Annotated in this window: 16 protein-coding genes, 1 tRNA gene and 1 riboswitch; of the genes, 5 read left to right on the top strand and 12 right to left on the bottom strand. The window is 70.8% G+C overall.

The window, feature by feature from the left end; translation table 11 throughout:
• Position 1: 1 nt before the first annotated feature.
• The 6 genes from HB662_RS17245 to HB662_RS17220 form a co-directional block, all read right to left on the bottom strand.
• Entirely contained in the window at positions 2-472 is a 471-nt protein-coding gene (locus HB662_RS17245) for a 3-hydroxyacyl-ACP dehydratase FabZ family protein (protein WP_168051063.1), read from the bottom strand.
• A 36-nt stretch (positions 473-508) separates the two neighbouring features.
• A complete protein-coding gene (locus tag HB662_RS17240; RefSeq protein ID WP_168051062.1) occupies positions 509-799 on the bottom strand; it encodes an acyl carrier protein in 291 nt (96 codons plus the stop codon).
• 114 nt (positions 800-913) lie between these two features.
• Positions 914-1,591, bottom strand: coding sequence for a monofunctional biosynthetic peptidoglycan transglycosylase (gene mtgA, locus HB662_RS17235; RefSeq protein WP_168051061.1), 678 nt, complete (start codon positions 1,589-1,591; stop codon positions 914-916).
• 98 nt (positions 1,592-1,689) lie between these two features.
• Positions 1,690-2,091 (bottom strand): CBS domain-containing protein, encoded by a 402-nt coding sequence (locus tag HB662_RS17230; protein ID WP_168051060.1) that lies wholly within the window; start codon positions 2,089-2,091, stop codon positions 1,690-1,692.
• A 198-nt stretch (positions 2,092-2,289) separates the two neighbouring features.
• On the bottom strand, positions 2,290-2,709 hold the full coding sequence (locus tag HB662_RS17225) for a CBS domain-containing protein (RefSeq protein ID WP_168051059.1): 420 nt from the start codon (positions 2,707-2,709) through the stop codon (positions 2,290-2,292).
• Positions 2,710-2,810: 101 nt separating this feature from the next.
• Positions 2,811-3,689 carry a LysR family transcriptional regulator gene (locus tag HB662_RS17220; protein WP_168051058.1) on the bottom strand — a complete coding sequence of 293 codons (879 nt, stop codon included), beginning with the start codon at positions 3,687-3,689 and terminating at the stop codon, positions 2,811-2,813.
• A 93-nt stretch (positions 3,690-3,782) separates the two neighbouring features.
• Between HB662_RS17220 and HB662_RS17215 the strand changes: the two genes are divergently transcribed.
• Entirely contained in the window at positions 3,783-4,760 is a 978-nt protein-coding gene (locus HB662_RS17215; RefSeq protein ID WP_168051057.1) for a Bug family tripartite tricarboxylate transporter substrate binding protein, read from the top strand.
• Positions 4,760-6,205: a CoA transferase gene (locus HB662_RS17210; RefSeq protein WP_168051056.1), complete on the top strand. Its 1,446-nt coding sequence runs from the start codon at positions 4,760-4,762 to the stop codon at positions 6,203-6,205. The genes HB662_RS17215 and HB662_RS17210 overlap by 1 nt, the downstream gene beginning before the upstream one ends.
• A gap of 132 nt (positions 6,206-6,337) precedes the next feature.
• Here the strand turns inward: HB662_RS17210 and HB662_RS17205 are convergent.
• Positions 6,338-6,422 (bottom strand) — tRNA-Leu (locus tag HB662_RS17205).
• A 28-nt stretch (positions 6,423-6,450) separates the two neighbouring features.
• The gene (locus HB662_RS17200; RefSeq protein ID WP_168051055.1) at positions 6,451-6,846 is read right to left on the bottom strand and encodes a cupin domain-containing protein; all 396 of its coding nucleotides are present in this window, start codon (positions 6,844-6,846) and stop codon (positions 6,451-6,453) included.
• A gap of 128 nt (positions 6,847-6,974) precedes the next feature.
• Here HB662_RS17200 and otsB point away from each other — a divergent pair, with 128 nt between their 5' ends.
• Both otsB and HB662_RS17190 read left to right on the top strand, forming a co-directional pair.
• Positions 6,975-7,703: a trehalose-phosphatase gene (gene otsB, locus HB662_RS17195; protein ID WP_168051054.1), complete on the top strand. Its 729-nt coding sequence runs from the start codon at positions 6,975-6,977 to the stop codon at positions 7,701-7,703.
• Positions 7,700-9,121 carry an alpha,alpha-trehalose-phosphate synthase (UDP-forming) gene (locus HB662_RS17190; protein ID WP_168051053.1) on the top strand — a complete coding sequence of 474 codons (1,422 nt, stop codon included), beginning with the start codon at positions 7,700-7,702 and terminating at the stop codon, positions 9,119-9,121. The genes otsB and HB662_RS17190 overlap by 4 nt, the downstream gene beginning before the upstream one ends.
• 99 nt (positions 9,122-9,220) lie before the next feature.
• Here the strand turns inward: HB662_RS17190 and HB662_RS17185 are convergent, their stop codons facing one another.
• The 4 genes from HB662_RS17185 to HB662_RS17170 form a co-directional block, all read right to left on the bottom strand.
• Positions 9,221-11,167 (bottom strand): TonB-dependent receptor plug domain-containing protein, encoded by a 1,947-nt coding sequence (locus HB662_RS17185; protein ID WP_168051052.1) that lies wholly within the window; start codon positions 11,165-11,167, stop codon positions 9,221-9,223.
• A gap of 164 nt (positions 11,168-11,331) precedes the next feature.
• A riboswitch (cobalamin riboswitch) is annotated at positions 11,332-11,563 on the bottom strand.
• 59 nt (positions 11,564-11,622) lie between these two features.
• Positions 11,623-12,243, bottom strand: a complete 621-nt coding sequence (locus HB662_RS17180) for an exopolysaccharide biosynthesis protein (protein ID WP_245185708.1) — start codon at positions 12,241-12,243, stop codon at positions 11,623-11,625.
• A gap of 22 nt (positions 12,244-12,265) precedes the next feature.
• Positions 12,266-12,934, bottom strand: a complete 669-nt coding sequence (locus HB662_RS17175) for an exopolysaccharide biosynthesis protein (RefSeq protein WP_168051050.1) — start codon at positions 12,932-12,934, stop codon at positions 12,266-12,268.
• A 338-nt stretch (positions 12,935-13,272) separates the two neighbouring features.
• Positions 13,273-14,250 carry a Bug family tripartite tricarboxylate transporter substrate binding protein gene (locus tag HB662_RS17170; protein ID WP_168051049.1) on the bottom strand — a complete coding sequence of 326 codons (978 nt, stop codon included), beginning with the start codon at positions 14,248-14,250 and terminating at the stop codon, positions 13,273-13,275.
• Between the two features lie 88 nt (positions 14,251-14,338).
• Between HB662_RS17170 and HB662_RS17165 the strand changes: the two genes are divergently transcribed.
• Positions 14,339-14,962 carry a DUF1194 domain-containing protein gene (locus HB662_RS17165; protein WP_168051048.1) on the top strand — a complete coding sequence of 208 codons (624 nt, stop codon included), beginning with the start codon at positions 14,339-14,341 and terminating at the stop codon, positions 14,960-14,962.
• Positions 14,963-14,965: the final 3 nt, after the last annotated feature.

Below are 14,965 nucleotides of genomic sequence, written 5' to 3'. Positions count from 1 at the left end.
CTCAGGCCTGACCCGCGCCGGAATGACCCGGGAGGCCGATACGGCTGGCGGTGGCGGTCATCGCCTCGCGCAGCGCCTCGGCGGGGAAGGGCATGATGCGGAAGGTGATCTCGGCATCGGCCACGCGCTTGCCCTCGGACAGGATGCGGGCTTCGGCCACCGCGTAGCCGGAGCCGTCATGGGTACGTTTCGCCTCCACCACCAGCTTTGCGCCGGGGCCGACGAAGCCGCGGAAATTGGCGCCGTTGACCTTCAGCAGGAAGGGCATCCGTTCCATCCGTTCCAGCGCCAGCAGCAGCCAGCCGGCGGTCTGCGCCATGGTCTCCACCAGCAGCACGCCGGGGACGATGGGATAGCCGGGGAAATGCCCTTCGAAGACCGGGCTGGTCTCCGGCACCTGGCTTTCAACCGAGATGTGGTCGGCGCCCAGCGTCACCACGCGATCGACCATCTGGAAATATTCCAGCCGCATGGCGTCTGTCCCGCGACCCTGCCCGTGAACCCCGGTTCAGCCCTTGGCCTGCTTGGCCGCCACCAGTTCCTCGATCCGCTGGGCCAGATTGCCCATGACGAAGTACTGCTCGGCCGGGGCGGTGCCGGCGTTGACTTCCTGCGTCCAGGTCTCGACCGGCACCTTGATGCCAAAGGCCTTGTCGATGGCGAAGACGATGTCGAGGAAATCCAGGCTGTCGATTCCCAGATCGTTGATGACATGCGCGCCCGGCGTGATGTCTTCATGCGCCACTTCGCTATTCTCGGCGATGATCTCGGCGATTCGGTCGAAAACCGGGGACGTCATGAGGAACAGGCTCCGGGCGGAGGGGGGCGATCAGGCAAGCGCGCCTCATCGCCCGAACCGGCCTGCTTGTCCAGCGCGGCGGTCGCGACAGCGTGTTGGAATTGCGATCGATTCTCAACTAGGGGCCGCGCAATCCAGCAGCGGACCAAGCTGCGCCACGCGGCGTTCGATGTTGGCTGCGCGCTGGCGCAAATTCGCCGTCGGCGCCGCGGCGGACCAGTTCAGCGGGCTTGGCAGCACGGCCGCGAGCAGCGCCGCCTCGCGCTGCGTCAGCCGCGCCGCCGGCTTGTCGAAGAAGGCCTGTGCCGCAGCTTCGGCGCCATAAACGCCGGGGCCGAATTCGACGATGTTGAGGTAGACTTCCAGCACCCGCTGCCGCGGCCACAGCAGCGCGACCTGCGGTGTCAGCCAGGCCTCAACCGCCTTGCGCAGCGGATCGCGCCCCGGCCACAGCAGCAGGTTCTTCGCCGTCTGCATGGTGATGGTGCTGGCGCCGCGCGGCCGGTCGCCGTCCCACCAGGCCTGCGCCTGTTCGCGCAGCGCGCCGAAATCGAAGCCCAGCGCCTGGCGGCAGAACAGGTTGTCCTCGGATGCGATCACGGATCGCGCCAGGGCGGGCGCCATCGCCGCATAGGGTACCCAGTCGCGCTGCATCGCGTGGCCCTGCACGGCGCGGATCAGCATCAGCGGCGTCACCGGTGGCGGGATGAAGCGGTAGGCCAGGATCAGCAGCGGCGGCGCCAGCAGCGCGAGCAGCAGACCCTGGCGCAACCACCGGCCGAGGCGTCTCATGCGCTGCGGGGGGTGGCGGACGGGCAGCCGCGCGGGGCGATCCTGATCATGCGCCCAGGCTAGTGCCTTTCCCGCCGGGGCGAAATCGCCCCTCCGGGTCAGCCCGCGGCGTCATCCTCCCGCCGCAGAACCCCGCGCAGCTGGCCGTCCGTGCAGACCGGAAGGTGGCGGATTCCGGCCTGCTGGAAGATCCGGAGCACCTCCGGCATCGGCAGGCCGGGCGGCACGGTGACGGGGCCCCGCGTCATCTCCCACTCCAGCCGGGTCTGTTGCGGATCGCAGCCCTCGGCCATGCAGCGTACCGCGTCGCGCCCGGTGAAGATGCCGAGCAGGCGTTCCCCTGCGCCGACGATCAGGACCGCGGTGGCGTTGCTGCGCTGCATGACGCGGCAGGCCTCCGCAACACTATCATGCGGGGCGAGCGTCACAGGCTCCAGCTGGCGAACCGGTTCCGCCTGGCGCACGGGCTCCGCCTGACGCAAGGCTATCGCGTCGATCATGGCGCATCCTCCATCTGCTGCACGACATATGGTCGCAGCGGGCGGGCGCGAGCCTTGATATGGCGCAGGTGGTGACGCGCTCGTGATCGCGGCTCGCGTCGGAGACCGTTTGAGAAGGCCGGCAGGTCGGTTCGGGGCGTTGCGAGGGCGAAGAGTCCCTCGCAAACCCTCATCCACCGGTCTTGCCAGACAGGTCTTTCAGCGCAGACTCTCGAAGAAGCGGTCCTCCTCCTCCTGCCGCGCATATTCCTTGGCGCGGAAATCGGAGCGGGCGAGGATCCCGCGCAGATGCCCGTTCTCGCACACCGGAACATGTCGGAAGCCGCCATCATGCATCAGCCGCAGCGCGTCGCTGGCGCTGTGTTCGGGCGTCAGCGTCGCCGGCCCGCGGGTCATCACCGCCGCCAGCCTGGTTGCGGGGTCACGCCCCTCCGCCAGGCAGCGCACGGCATCGCGGCCGGTGAAGATGCCCTCCAGCAGGTCCTGGTCCCGCACCACCAGCACGGCACCGACCCGGCGCCGGTGCATCGCCCGGCAGGCATCCGCCAGGCTGGCATCCGGCGGCAGGGTCAGGGGTTGCTGGTCCTGGATGATCTCGGCGATCGGACGGTCGAGCATGGCCTGTTCCTCCCTTCGGCCTTGGTCCTGAAAGCCGGGAAATATGGTGCCTTGGGCGCCGCGCCGCCTTGCTGCAGGTCAAGTCACGGCCGCCTGCCGGCTCAGCCCGCCGACAGCATGCGCGCATAGGATTGCGCCTGGCGCGAAAGCGCGCGGCGGCGGGATTGCAGCAGCCGGGCCTGCATGGGCACCGCAGGCCGGAACGGCCGCGTCTCCAGCCCCTGCTCGCGGGCACCCATCAGCGCGAAGCCGTCCAGCACGGCGATGCCGGCGCCCGCCTGGGCCAGGGCGCAGGCGATGGAGGATTGGGAGGCCTCCAGCGCCACCGTCAGCGGCATGCCCGCCTCCTCGAAGGCGCGCTGCAGCAACACCCGCACGGGCTGGTGCGGCGCCACCGAGATCAGCGTCTGCTCCGCCAGATCCGCCGCCGTCAGCGCCGCCTTGGCGGCCAGCGGATGGCCCGGCGGCAGCACGCAGCCGAGCTCCGCCTGCTGCAGGTCGCGCACCAGCACGCGGGAATCGCCCACCGGCCCCATCACCAGGCCAAGATCGACACGGTGGTCCACCACCAGCCGGATCACCTCCGTCGCCGTGCCCGCGCGCATCGAGACGGAAACCTGGGGATGCGCCTGCCGGAAGCGGTGGATGCTGGCCGGGACCAGGCCATGCGCCAGGGTCGGCGTGACGGCGAGGGTCAGCAGGCCGGAGCGGCCCTCCCGCAGGTCCCGGCCCAGGCGCTGCACCAGGTCGATGGCGGCCAGCGCGCCCATGACCTCGGGGAACAGTGCCTGCGCCTCCGCCGTCGGCAGCAGGCGCTTGCGCTGCCGCAGGAACAGCCGGAAGCCGAGCCGGGCCTCCGCCTGCTGCAGCGTCTTGCTGACGGCGGGCTGGCTGACATGGGCAGTCTCCGCCGCTGCCGTGACCGTGCCCAGCTCCATCACGTGGCGGAACAGGTCCATCTCCCGCGGCGTCAGGATCATAATCCTACCTCATGATGTCAGTCTCAATCGGTATTTGAAGACATGAAGCCGCCCGGGGGAAGATCGGCGGCAGGAAGATGAGGGAGAGAAACCATGGTCCAGCTTTCGCGGCGCAGCGCGCTGCTCCTGCCCATGGCCGGGCTTGCCATCGGGCGCGCGGCGCCGGCGGGCGCCCAGAGCAGCTACCCGTCCCGTCCTGTCTCGGTGATCGTGCCCTTCGCGCCGAGTGGCGGCGCCGACGTGGTGGCCCGCATCGTCTTCGCGCAGGCGGGCAGCGAGGACGGCCCGGGCTTCGTGATCGAGAACCGCCCCGGCGCGGGCGGCAATATCGGCGCGCAGACCCTGGCTCGCGCCACGCCGGATGGCCACACCATCGGCACCATCGCGATCAGCACGCATGGCGTGAACCCCACGCTGTATCGCCGGCTGCCCTTCGACCCGCTGGCCGACTTCACCCCCATCGCGCTGCTGTCGCTGCAGCCCGTGGTGGTCGCCGTGCGGACCGAAAGCCCGATCCGCACCATGGAGGAGTTCGTCGCGCGCAAGGGTGACGACCTGACCTATGCCTCCGCCGGCAACGGCACCTCCGGCCACATGGCGGGGGAATTGCTGCGCATGAAGGCCGGCATGAAGATGCTGCACGTGCCCTATCGCGGCAGCGGCCCGGCCTGGGCCGATGTGCTCGGCGGCCGGGTGGATGCGGTGATCGACAATGTCCAGGCCGGCCTGCCGCACCATGCCGGTGGCCGCGTGCGGATCCTGGGCATTTCCTCCGCCGAGAAGCTGGAGGTGCTGCCCGATGTCGCGCCGATCGCGCGCACCCTGCCGGGCTACCTGGTGAATTCCTGGAACGGCATGGCCGGCCCGGCCAACCTGCCGCCCGCGGTCGTGCAGCGGCTTTCCGCGATGGCCACCGCCTGGCTCGCCAAGCCGGAGCTGAAGGCGCGCTACCGCGACCTCGGCATCCTGGTGCCGCCCGATACCAGCCCTGGCTACCTTGCGGACTTCATCCGGCAGGAGATCGCGATGTGGGCACCGGTGGTCCGGGAAGCCGGCATGCAGGTGGATTGATGGACGGCTCGCCCGGCGCCAAGGTCCCGGCCTTGCAGGAACTCCTCGCCCTTCGCGATGCCCCGGAGCCGGCGGCGGGCGAGGTCTGCATCACCGGGGCGGATCCCTTCTTCCGCACCCCCTTCCGGATCGGCCAGGCGGTTTCCGGGGCGCTGGCGGCGACCGGCGTCGCGGCGAACGACATCTGGCAGATGCGCGGCCATGCGCGGCAGGCCATTTCCGTGCACCTGCCGGAAGCCGCCGCCACGCTGCGTACGGTTGACTACACCCGTGCCCGCGGGGCCGACGGCCAGTACCGCCACGTGCCGATCCCGCAGGCGATGTCGCACATGCTGCAGGTGACGCAGCCCTGGCGCACGCGGGATGGCCGCTGGTTCCTGCCGCATCTCAACCTGCCGGAGCTTTCCGCCCGGGTGCTCGGCGTGCTCGGCTGCGCGAGCACGCCCGAGGCGGTCAGCGCCGCCGTGGCCGCCCGGGATGCCGAGGAACTGGAGGATGCGATCGCCGCCGCCCAGGCCTGCGGCGGCGTGATCCGGACGCGCGAGGAATGGCTGGCCCATCCGCAGGGGGCCTGGCTGGCCGGGCGGCCGGTGGTGGAGCTGGCCCAGGTCGGCCCGGCGCCGCCGGAGGATTTCCACCCGGGCGACCGGCCGCTGTCCGGCGTGCGTGTGCTGGACCTCACGCGCATCCTCGCCGGCCCGGTTGGCAGCCGCGGCCTGGCCGAGCACGGCGCCGACGTGCTGATGGTGACGACGCGCGAGCTGCCGCAGACCCCTGAGCATGTGCGCGACACCAGCCATGGCAAGCGGAGCTGCTTCCTCGACCTGAAGACCGCGGCGGGCGCGGCGCGCTTCGCCAAGCTGGTGCGCGAGGCGGATGTGGTGGTCAATGGCTACCGGCCCGGTGCGCTCGCGCGGCTTGGCTTCGGGATGGAGGAGCTGGCGCGGCTGCGACCCGGCATCATCCAGGTCTCGGTCAGCTGCTTCGGCGCCGGCGGCCCCTTCGCCGACCGGGCAGGGTGGGAACAGGTGGCACAGGCGGTGACCGGCATCTGCGCGACGCAGGGCGCGGCGATCGGCGCCGGGCAGCCGAAGCTCGTCTTCGCGCCGGTCTGCGACTACACCACCGGCTACCTCGCCACCTATGGCGCGCTGCTGGCCCTGGCGCGGCGGGCGCGGCAGGGCGGCAGCTGGCAGGTGCATGTCTCGCTCTGCCAATCGGCCATGCTGGTGCAGCGCCAGGGCCAGCTGCAGGACTTCGCCGCAGCGCCGGAAGCCCTCAGCGAAGCCGAGCTGGCGCCGTTGCAGGTGCGGGAGGAGGGGGTGCATGGGGATCTGCTGACGCTCGGCCCCGTGCTGCGGATGTCCGGGACGCAGCCTCGCTGGGACCGGCCGACCCCGCTGCTGGGCGGCGACGCGCCGAGCTGGCTGCCGCGCCAGGCCTGATCGTCCGGGATCGGGCGAGCACGGCCAAGTGGTGGATCGGCGGACGGCGTCGCGTCCGGGAAAAGTGGCGCGCTGGCGCGGGGCGGAAACGCACCCGCGATGGGTGGGCGGGCGCCATCGCGCCGGAAAAAGTGGTGCGGGCGGTCGGAATCGAACCGACACTCCTCTCGGAACCGGATTTTGAGTCCGGCGCGTCTACCAGTTCCACCACGCCCGCGCGGCGCGCAGGATAGCGCAGAACCGGATCAGGGGGAACTGGGGGCCTCGACCGTGCGGGTCGGGAATTCGGCCGGGCTGGTGATCTCCAGCAGCTCCAGATCCTCGGAATGCGCCACCTCCACATGCCGCACCAGGGGCGGCTGCAGCACGCTATCGCCGGGGCGGAAGGTGACCTCGCCGATATCCTCATAGGTGAAGGTCACCCAGCCGCGCAGCACATAGACAAGCTGAAAGCCCACTTCATGTGTGTGCCACTGCGGCGCGGCGCCGCTGCCGGGCACGGCGCGGATCACATGCGCGCCGAAGGCCCCGCCCGTCGCCGCCCGCACACCGAGGTCGCGATAGGCGAAGAAGCTGCGCAGCCCGGTTTCGAAGCTGGCATCCTCCGCCCGGCTGATGGTGGTGCGCGGTGCGTCCGGCATCTGGCGGTTCCTGTCGTTTTCCGCATCGAGGCTAACATGGCAACACCATGACGCAGCCCCCCGAGATTGGGCTCACGATCGCGTGACGCGGTGGCAACCGATACGCCTTCATCGTGTTAAGCTGAGGCATGCAGGATTTACCCAACCCGCCCGAACGCGCGGCGCTTTTCCTCGACTTCGACGGCACCCTCGTGGAGATCGCGGAGCGGCCTGACGCCATCATCGTTCCCCCGGATCTGCCGGAATTGCTGGAGCGGCTGTCCGGCCGCCTGGATGGCGCGCTCGCCGTCATCTCCGGCCGTCCGCTGGCGGAACTGGACCATTTCCTTCCGGTCGCCATCGCGAAGGTCGGCAGCCACGGCGCCGTGCTGCGCCCGCAGCCGCAGGGGCCGCTCGAGGAACCCGCGCTACCCTCGCCGCCCGCCGCCTGGCGCGTAAGGCTCGCCACGCTGGTCGAGAGCTTCCCGGGCGCCTTCATCGAGGACAAGGCGCATGGCTTCGTGCTGCATTACCGCCAGTCCCCCGAGGCCGGCCCGGTCGCCCGCACGCTGCTCGAATCGCTGGTGGCGGAGGCGCCGGACGCCTTCGCGCTGCTGCCCGCCCGCATGGCGTGGGAGGTGACGCCGCGCGGCGTCTCCAAGGGCACGGCGGTGACCAGCCTGATGGCGCGGCGCCCCTTCGCCGGGCGCCTGCCGGTCTTCGTCGGCGACGACGTGACGGACGAGGCCGGCATGGCGGTAGCGCGCGCCGCCGGCGGCATGGGGCTGCGGCTGCAGGACGTGTTCGGCACGCCGCCGGTGTTCCGCGACTGGCTGGCGGAGATGGACCGGCATTACGCGCGCGGTGCGGCGGCATGAGCCGGCTTGTCATCGTCGCCAACCGCGTGCCCGACCCGAAGGAGGGTGGCGCCACGGCGGGTGGCCTCGCGGTCGCCATGAAGGACGCGCTGGCCAACCGCGAGGCGGTCTGGTTCGGCTGGTCCGGCAAGACCGCGGCGGAGACGGGCACCGAGGCGGCGCTGGCCAGGCATGGCCGCACCACCTTCGCGACGCTCGATCTCGGCCATGACGACTACAAGCATTTCTACCAGGGCTTCTCCAACGCCGCGCTGTGGCCGGTACTGCATTACCGCCTGGGCATCGCGCGCTTCGACCGGCGCGACTTCGCCGGCTACCAGCGCACGAACCTGGCCTTCGCCCAGGCGCTGGCGCCGCTGCTGCAGCCGGATGACACGGTCTGGATCCACGATTTCCACCTGTTCCTGATGGCGGCGGATCTGCGGGCGCTGGGCTGCAAGCAGCGCATCGGCTTCTTCCTGCACGTGCCCTTCCCGCCACGCTCCGTCTTCAACGGCCTGCCGCATGCCGAGAAGCTGCTGGAGGCGCTGGAGGCGGTGGACACCATCGGCACGCAGACCGAGGACGATGCCGAGAACCTGCGCGCCGCGCTGATCGCCATCGGCAAGGGCGACGTCGCGATGCGCGTCGGCGCCTTCGCCATCGGCATCGATGCCACCGGCTTCGCCAAGCTGGCGGCGCAGCGCGCCAATGCGAAGGAGGTGGTGCGGCTGCGCGATTCGCTCGGCGGCCGCTCGCTGGCCATCGGTGTTGATCGCCTGGACTATACCAAGGGCCTGCCGCAGCGCATCGCCGGCTTCGGCGCCATGCTGGAGCGCTTCCCGCGGCATCGCGGCAAGATCACCTTCCTGCAGGTGGCGCCTGTCAGCCGCGGCGATGTCGCGATGTACCGCGCGCTGCGGCGCGAACTGGATGAGGGCGTCGGCCGCATCAACGGCCAGATGGCGGAGCCGGACTGGGCGCCGATCCGCTACATCACCCGCGCCGTGGCCCGGCCGACGCTGGCCGGCTTCATGCGGATGGCGCGCATCGGCCTGGTGACGCCGCTGCGGGATGGCATGAACCTGGTGGCGAAGGAATTCGTCGCGGCACAGGACCCGGCCGACCCCGGCGTGCTGGTGCTGTCGCGCTTCGCCGGCGCGGCGGTGGAGCTGGATGGCGCCTTGATCGTCAATCCGCTCGATCCGGACGACATCGCCGAGGCGCTGGATGCGGCGATGGACATGCCGGCGGATGAGCGGCTGGACCGCTGGAACCGCATGTGGACCAGCGTGCGTGCCGGTTCCGCGAGCATCTGGTGCCGCCGCTTCCTGTCGGCGCTGGAAGGCACGACGGACGTCGCCGATGCTGGCCAGGCGGAGGCCCAGCCGGCATCGGATCAGCCGGAGAAGAAGCCACGCCGCAAACGCGCGGCGTAACCCTGCCGCACGCGCTCAGCCTGGCGCGCCGCATCGGCGGCGGGCCGCATTCGCGGCCTCGGCTGGCTAAGCCAGCCGCAGGTCGCGAAGCCGAACCCCTCAGAACACGAAGCGCGTCCCCACCAGCAGACTGCGGCCCGGCGTGACGAAGCCGTTCGCCGGTTCCCAGCGGCTGTTGCCCAGGTTGCGGCCCTCGGCATAGGCGGTGATGGCGCTGGTCACGCGGTAGGACGCCGTCAGGTTCAGCACCGTACCCGACTTGTTGTAGTTCACGCCCGAGACGAAGGCGCCGCTGTCGGCATAGCTGGCGGTGTCCGGGGAGGGGCCGGTGAACAGCACCTCCGGGCTGATCACCAGCCGGTCCGTCGGCGCGATGCGGGCGCCGGCGCTGATCACGTTGCGTGGGCGGCGGGCCAGCGGCGCATCCGCCACCTCGTCCCGCGCTTCCGTGATGGTCCAGCCCAGCCGCGCATCCAGCCAGCGCACCGGCCGCACCACCAGGCCGAGCTCGACACCCTGGCTGCTGGCTTCCTCGATGTTCTCGAGGCTGGAGAAGCTGCGGTTGAAGTTGATCAGGTTGTTGGTGCGCGTGTTGAAGTAGGTGGCGCTGGCCGTCACGCCATCGCTGCGGCCGAACAACGGCAGGTCGGTTTCGGCGCCGACTTCCCAGGCGAAGCTGTCCTCCGCTTCCAGATTCGGATTGCCCTGGAAGAAGCTGCCGATGCGGCCGAAGCGCTGGTACAGCGACGGTGCCTTGAAGGCGGTGCCGGCCGAGGCCCGAACGCGGGAGGAAACCTCCGGCAGCGCCAGCACCGCTCCGGCGCGCCAGGACAGGAAGCCGTCATAGTCATCCGCCACATCCTGCCGCAGCCCGGCGGACAGATCGAGGCGCGGCCCGAGCCGGCCCTGGATGCCGGCATGTACCGCCGTGGTGCTGGCGGAGGCATCGGTGGTGGTGCGGAAGCCGGGGGAGCCGGAATTGGCCTCCACGCTCTCATGCTCATGCGTCATGCCGAAGGCGAGGCCGACGGCGGAGAAGGGGCCGGCATCGCCGAGCCGCACGCGATTGCCCCAGTCCAGCGTCTGCCGCGTGCCGCGATACAGGTCGTCCGTCGAGCCGCTGCTGCGACCATCCGGCAGGTTCAGGTAGCGGCGCCGGTCCTCGGTGACGGCGGCGCGGAGCCCCGTGGTCCAGGCGCCGTCGAACAGGCCCGTCTCGGCGCGGAGCTGGCCGAACCAGCGGCGGTCATTGCCGTCGTAGTTCGGGTCGTCATTCGGGACGTTGTCCAGTTCCAGCCGGTTCTCGCGCCAGCGCAGCATACCCTCGATGCTGGTGGTGCCGCCGGCCCAGCCGAAGCGGGCGGTCCCGGCGCCGGCGCGCAGCGACTCGGTTTCCTTCGTGTCGCCGGTGATGCGGCGCGGGGTGGCGTCGCTGCCCTGGGTGGTCAGGCCCTGGCCGACCACCAGGTAGTTCCAGCCGCCCAGGCTGCCGGCCGCGCCGAGCGCGCCGCGGGCGGTGCCCTGGCTGCCGCCGGCGAGGTCGCCGAAGACCTGCACCGGCACGCCGGCCGGCGCGCGGCGCGTCACCAGGTTGATGACGCCGCCGATGGCGCCGGAGCCATACAACGAAGACCCCGGCCCGCGCACCACCTCGATCCGCTCGATATCGGCGAGCAGTTCATTGCCGAAGTTGAAGGCGCCGTTCGGTTCGGAGGCATCGTTCACCGGCACGCCATCCAGCAGCACCAGAACGTGGCGGGAGGCGGTGCCGCGGATGAAGACGCTGGCCTGCTGGCCGAGGCCGCCGCCCTGCACCATGTTCATGCCCGGCACCGTGGCCAGGGCTTCGGCGAGGGACTGGTAGCCGCGTTCCTCGATATCCGCGCGGGTCAGCACGGTGATGGCGGCGGGCACGCGCTCCGCCTCCGTCGGGATTCGCGTCGCGGTGACGATGGTCTCGGGCAGGGTCGGCTGGGCCAGGGCCGTGGTGGACAGCAGCAGGGGCAGGGCGAGCGCGAGGGGCGCAGCCCGGAAGGTGGAATTCATTCGCATCGGTTTCCTCCGTGCGATCAGACGACAAGCCACGCCACCCTTGCAGGCAGCGCGGCGGCTGGCGTCGTCGCCGCAGGCGGAGACGAGCGGACGCCGGCGGGGCATGCCCGCCGGTGGCCTGTCGTTCCGTTGCGCCGGTGCACCCCGCCCGGCACGCGCGTGACGTCTCTGCGCCGGCCGGTCTCCTGGCTCGTGGAGGGTCCGGGAGGAAGCCTCCCGAAATCCTGTCCCCGCCTTCTCGGGCCCGATGGACCCAATGGCGTCAGGGAGACAGTCTCTCCACCTACAGTTGCGGGGGCAGCCGCGGACGTGGCCCGGCGGATTGCGCCGCCTGGCCTTCGCGCGTTCCCGTTTCAGCCCTTGCGGGCCACCGGCGCATGAAGATGTGTTACCACCCCGCGGCGGAGCCGCACAATCGGGCCCGCGGCGGAGCCGCACAATCGGGCCTTCTAGAACATCCAGCCCAGCGCCTGCATGCCCAGCCAGCCGAGCACGCACAGCACGACGGTGGCGAAGATGCAGCCCGCGATGGTCAGCACCACGCCCCAGAAGGTGACGGTGCTGTCATGCTCGATCAGGCCGAGCGCCATGACGATGTTGCCGAAGGCCGGCGGCCCGTTGGTGCCCGGCCCCGGCAGGATCAGCATCAACGCGACGTAGGCCGTCAGCCAGCCAATGATCCGTTCGCCGAGGGGCGAGGTGAAGAAGCCCGGCCGCGGCCTCACATAGCGTTCGATCCGCCCCAGGCCCTTGGAGGAGGCGGAAGCGAGGCGCAGCAGGTCGGACCGCTTGATGGTCTGCCGCGCCAGGATGCCGGGCAGCTTCGGCACGCGCAGGCCGAGCCCCATCTGCACGCCGAGGATCAGCAGTGGCGTGCCGAAGACGCTGGCCATGCCGGGCAGCAGGCCGGGCAGCAGCAACAGCAGCAGCAGCAGGCCGAAGGCGCGGTCGCCGAAGGCCTCCGCCATCTCGCCCAGGCTGATGCGTTCGCCCGGGAAGGCAGCCGCCACCTCCGCCACGATGCGGGAGATCGGGGCGCTGTCCTCGCCCGGCATGTGTTCCGGGCTCATGGCGTGCATTTGCGGTATAAGGTCACCCGAGGCCGAAGAGCCAGGCGAAGCCGGCCGCCAGCATCCAGCCAACGCTGCCGATGATCGACAGCCCGACGAAGATGCTGAAAACGCCGAATAATGCACCGCCCAGGATGGTGCGGGTATCCTCCTCCATCAGCCCGATTGCCATGATCAGGCAGGCCAGGGAGGGCGGACCATTGGTGAAGGGCAGCGGCACGCAGACGATGGCGGCGAGCACCACGCCATAGGCGCCCATCATCCGCTCCCCGGTCCGGGTGGTGAGCCAGGAGGGGCGCGGCTTCACGTAGCGTTCGACCCGCTGCAGCCAGGGCAACGCCTTCAAGGCGATGAGCCGCAGGTCTGCACGGCGCATCGAGCGGCGGGTGAGCAGCGCCGGCAGCTTCGGTGTCGGCAGGCCGCAGGCGAGCTGTGCGCAGATGATCATCAGCGGCACGCCGAAGATCGGGCTGAGACCGGGGATGTAGACCGGCAGCAGGTTGGGCAGGGCGAACAGCACGATCAGAACGCCGTAGCCGCGCGCGCCGAGAGCTTCCATCAAGTCGCCGAGGGTCAGCCGCTCCGTCGGCCAGTCGCGCGCAATGCCGGTGACCAGTTCCGAGACAGGTACCGGATGCGCGGCGGGCGCATCGGCATGCGACATGTGCTGAAGCCCGTCGATGACGCGCATTCTCCCTTCCCGGACCGGCCATTCTGGCCAGGCAGCCATTCCCTGGCGCAAGCGGTAGCACGTGCGCGGGGCACTTCACAGGGGGCATGTCACGCCGCCGTGAGAACGATTGCGGTGCCGCGCGCGGCGATGCGCCTCATGCGGGCCGGTGCTGACCCGGGCTGCCGGCGGCCGGCGGGGTGAAGCAGGGCTTGCGCTGTGCCGAGACCCCGTGACGCTTCAACCCATCCATGCAGCCGTCTCCGCGCGCCTCGGGCTGAACCGCCCGGCGCAGGCCAGAGATAGGGCCGCGACGGGCCGGATGCCAGCCGCCGCGCCGTGACAGCTACGCGTGGGTTCTATTGCGGCTGAAAATTCGCGATCCGCAACAATTCGGCGTTGCGCGCGACATCGGCGGCGATGAAGGCCTCGGCCTCCGCCACCGTCTCGGCCACCGGCTCGAAGCCCAGCCCGGTCAGCCGCTGCACCACCTCCGGCTCCCGCAGCCCCTCGACCAGGGCGGCGTTGATGCGGTCCGCGATCTCCCGCGGCATGGCACGGGGTCCCCAGACGCCGTACCAGGAATAGAACTCGAAATTCGGCAGCCCGGCTTCCGCCGCGGTCGGCAGCTCCGGCGCCAGCGGCGTGCGCGCGGTGGTGGCAATTGCCAGGCCGCGCAGCTGCCCGCCACGCACCATGGGCAGGGTGGACAGCACCGGGTCGAACATCAGCTGCGCATTGCCGGCCGCCACATCGGTCAGCGCCGGGGCGCTGCCGCGATAGCCGACGATCTCGATATTGGCGCCAGTCAGCCGGTTGAACTCGATGGTCGCCAGGTGGCCGGCGGCGCCGAGGCTGCTGGTGGCGAAGGTCCATTTCCGCGGATCGGCCTTGGCGGCGGCCACCACCTCCGGGATCGTACGCTGCGGCAGGGCGGGGCTCATCACCAGCACCAGCGGGCCGCGCGCGGTGCGGGCCAGCGGGATGAAATCCGCGACGGGATCATAGGGCGCGGCCTTCATCACGTGGCGCGCCATCGGGTGGATCGAGGCCGAGGCCAGGATGGTGTAGCCATCCGGCGCCGCCTGCAGAACCGCCTGGCTGCCGATGGCGCCATTGGCGCCGGCGCGGTTTTCCACCACCACGGTGACGCCCAGCTTCTCCTGCAGCTTCTGCGCGGAAAGCCGGGCCATGGCGTCGGTGGCGGCGCCAGGGGTGTAGGGCACGATCATGCGGATCGGCCGCGCCGGCCAGGCCTGCGCCAGGACCGAAGGGGCCGCGAGCGGTGCGGCCAGCAGCCCGCCGCCTGCCGCCAGAATGCCACGCCTGCCGATCATCCTGCGCTCCTGTCGCCTGTCGTTCCGGCATGCTGGCATTGGTCCGGGTTGGACGCAATCCTGTTCGTGAATAGGGAAAATTATACGAATGGAGAATGTGGATATAGCCCTCTGCCTGGCCATGGATGTCTCCGCCAGCGTCGACTACGCGGAGTTCGGCCTGATGGCGGGTGGCACCGCCGCGGCCTTCCGCGACCCTGAGATCCTGGCCGCCGCCACGGCCGGGCCACGCGGCGCGGCGGCGGTGGCGCTGCTGCTGTGGTCCGGCCCCGGCGCACAGGATCTGGCGGTGGGCTGGACACGCATTGCCGATGCGGCCTCCGCCGCCGCACTGGCCGATGCCATCGAGAACACCCCGCGGCTGCCGGCGGCCGGCGCGACGGCGCTGGGGGAGGGGATGGCGGCGGGGCTGGCCGTGCTGGCCCGCGCGCCGGGCGATCCCAACCGGCTGGTGCTCGATGTCTCGGGCGATGGCCGCCACAATGCCGGTCGGGCGCCGGGGCCGGTGCGGGACCTGGCGGTGGCGGCGGGGCTGACGGTGAACGGCCTGGCCCTGCTGAACGAAGAGCCGGACCTGCTGGAGCATTACCTGGCCGAGGTGGTCGGCGGCCCCGGTTCCTTCGCCATGCCCTGCGCCGACTATGTCGATTTCGGCGATGCCATCCTGCGCAAGCTGCGGCGGGAATTGCTGGGCAACATGCTGGTGGTATAGCCA

The organism is Falsiroseomonas frigidaquae (assembly GCF_012163145.1).
Classification (GTDB): Bacteria; Pseudomonadota; Alphaproteobacteria; order Acetobacterales; family Acetobacteraceae; genus Falsiroseomonas; species Falsiroseomonas frigidaquae.
Note: the sequence above shows the minus strand (reverse complement) of the source record. Positions and strands in the feature narration are given on the sequence as shown.

Bases quoted from the DNA above. Each gene is read 5' to 3' on its own strand.
- HB662_RS17245 (WP_168051063.1), bottom strand. From the start codon at position 472: ATGCGGCTGGAATATTTCCAGATGGTCGATCGCGTGGTGACGCTGGGC.
- HB662_RS17240 (WP_168051062.1), bottom strand. From the start codon at position 799: ATGACGTCCCCGGTTTTCGACCGAATCGCCGAGATCATCGCCGAGAAT.
- mtgA (WP_168051061.1), bottom strand. From the start codon at position 1,591: ATGAGACGCCTCGGCCGGTGGTTGCGCCAGGGTCTGCTGCTCGCGCTG.
- HB662_RS17230 (WP_168051060.1), bottom strand. From the start codon at position 2,091: ATGATCGACGCGATAGCCTTGCGTCAGGCGGAGCCCGTGCGCCAGGCG.
- HB662_RS17225 (WP_168051059.1), bottom strand. From the start codon at position 2,709: ATGCTCGACCGTCCGATCGCCGAGATCATCCAGGACCAGCAACCCCTG.
- HB662_RS17220 (WP_168051058.1), bottom strand. From the start codon at position 3,689: ATGATCCTGACGCCGCGGGAGATGGACCTGTTCCGCCACGTGATGGAG.
- HB662_RS17215 (WP_168051057.1), top strand. From the start codon at position 3,783: ATGGTCCAGCTTTCGCGGCGCAGCGCGCTGCTCCTGCCCATGGCCGGG.
- HB662_RS17210 (WP_168051056.1), top strand. From the start codon at position 4,760: ATGGACGGCTCGCCCGGCGCCAAGGTCCCGGCCTTGCAGGAACTCCTC.
- HB662_RS17200 (WP_168051055.1), bottom strand. From the start codon at position 6,846: ATGCCGGACGCACCGCGCACCACCATCAGCCGGGCGGAGGATGCCAGC.
- otsB (WP_168051054.1), top strand. From the start codon at position 6,975: ATGCAGGATTTACCCAACCCGCCCGAACGCGCGGCGCTTTTCCTCGAC.
- HB662_RS17190 (WP_168051053.1), top strand. From the start codon at position 7,700: ATGAGCCGGCTTGTCATCGTCGCCAACCGCGTGCCCGACCCGAAGGAG.
- HB662_RS17185 (WP_168051052.1), bottom strand. From the start codon at position 11,167: ATGAATTCCACCTTCCGGGCTGCGCCCCTCGCGCTCGCCCTGCCCCTG.
- HB662_RS17180 (WP_245185708.1), bottom strand. From the start codon at position 12,243: ATGAGCCCGGAACACATGCCGGGCGAGGACAGCGCCCCGATCTCCCGC.
- HB662_RS17175 (WP_168051050.1), bottom strand. From the start codon at position 12,934: ATGCGCGTCATCGACGGGCTTCAGCACATGTCGCATGCCGATGCGCCC.
- HB662_RS17170 (WP_168051049.1), bottom strand. From the start codon at position 14,250: ATGATCGGCAGGCGTGGCATTCTGGCGGCAGGCGGCGGGCTGCTGGCC.
- HB662_RS17165 (WP_168051048.1), top strand. From the start codon at position 14,339: ATGGAGAATGTGGATATAGCCCTCTGCCTGGCCATGGATGTCTCCGCC.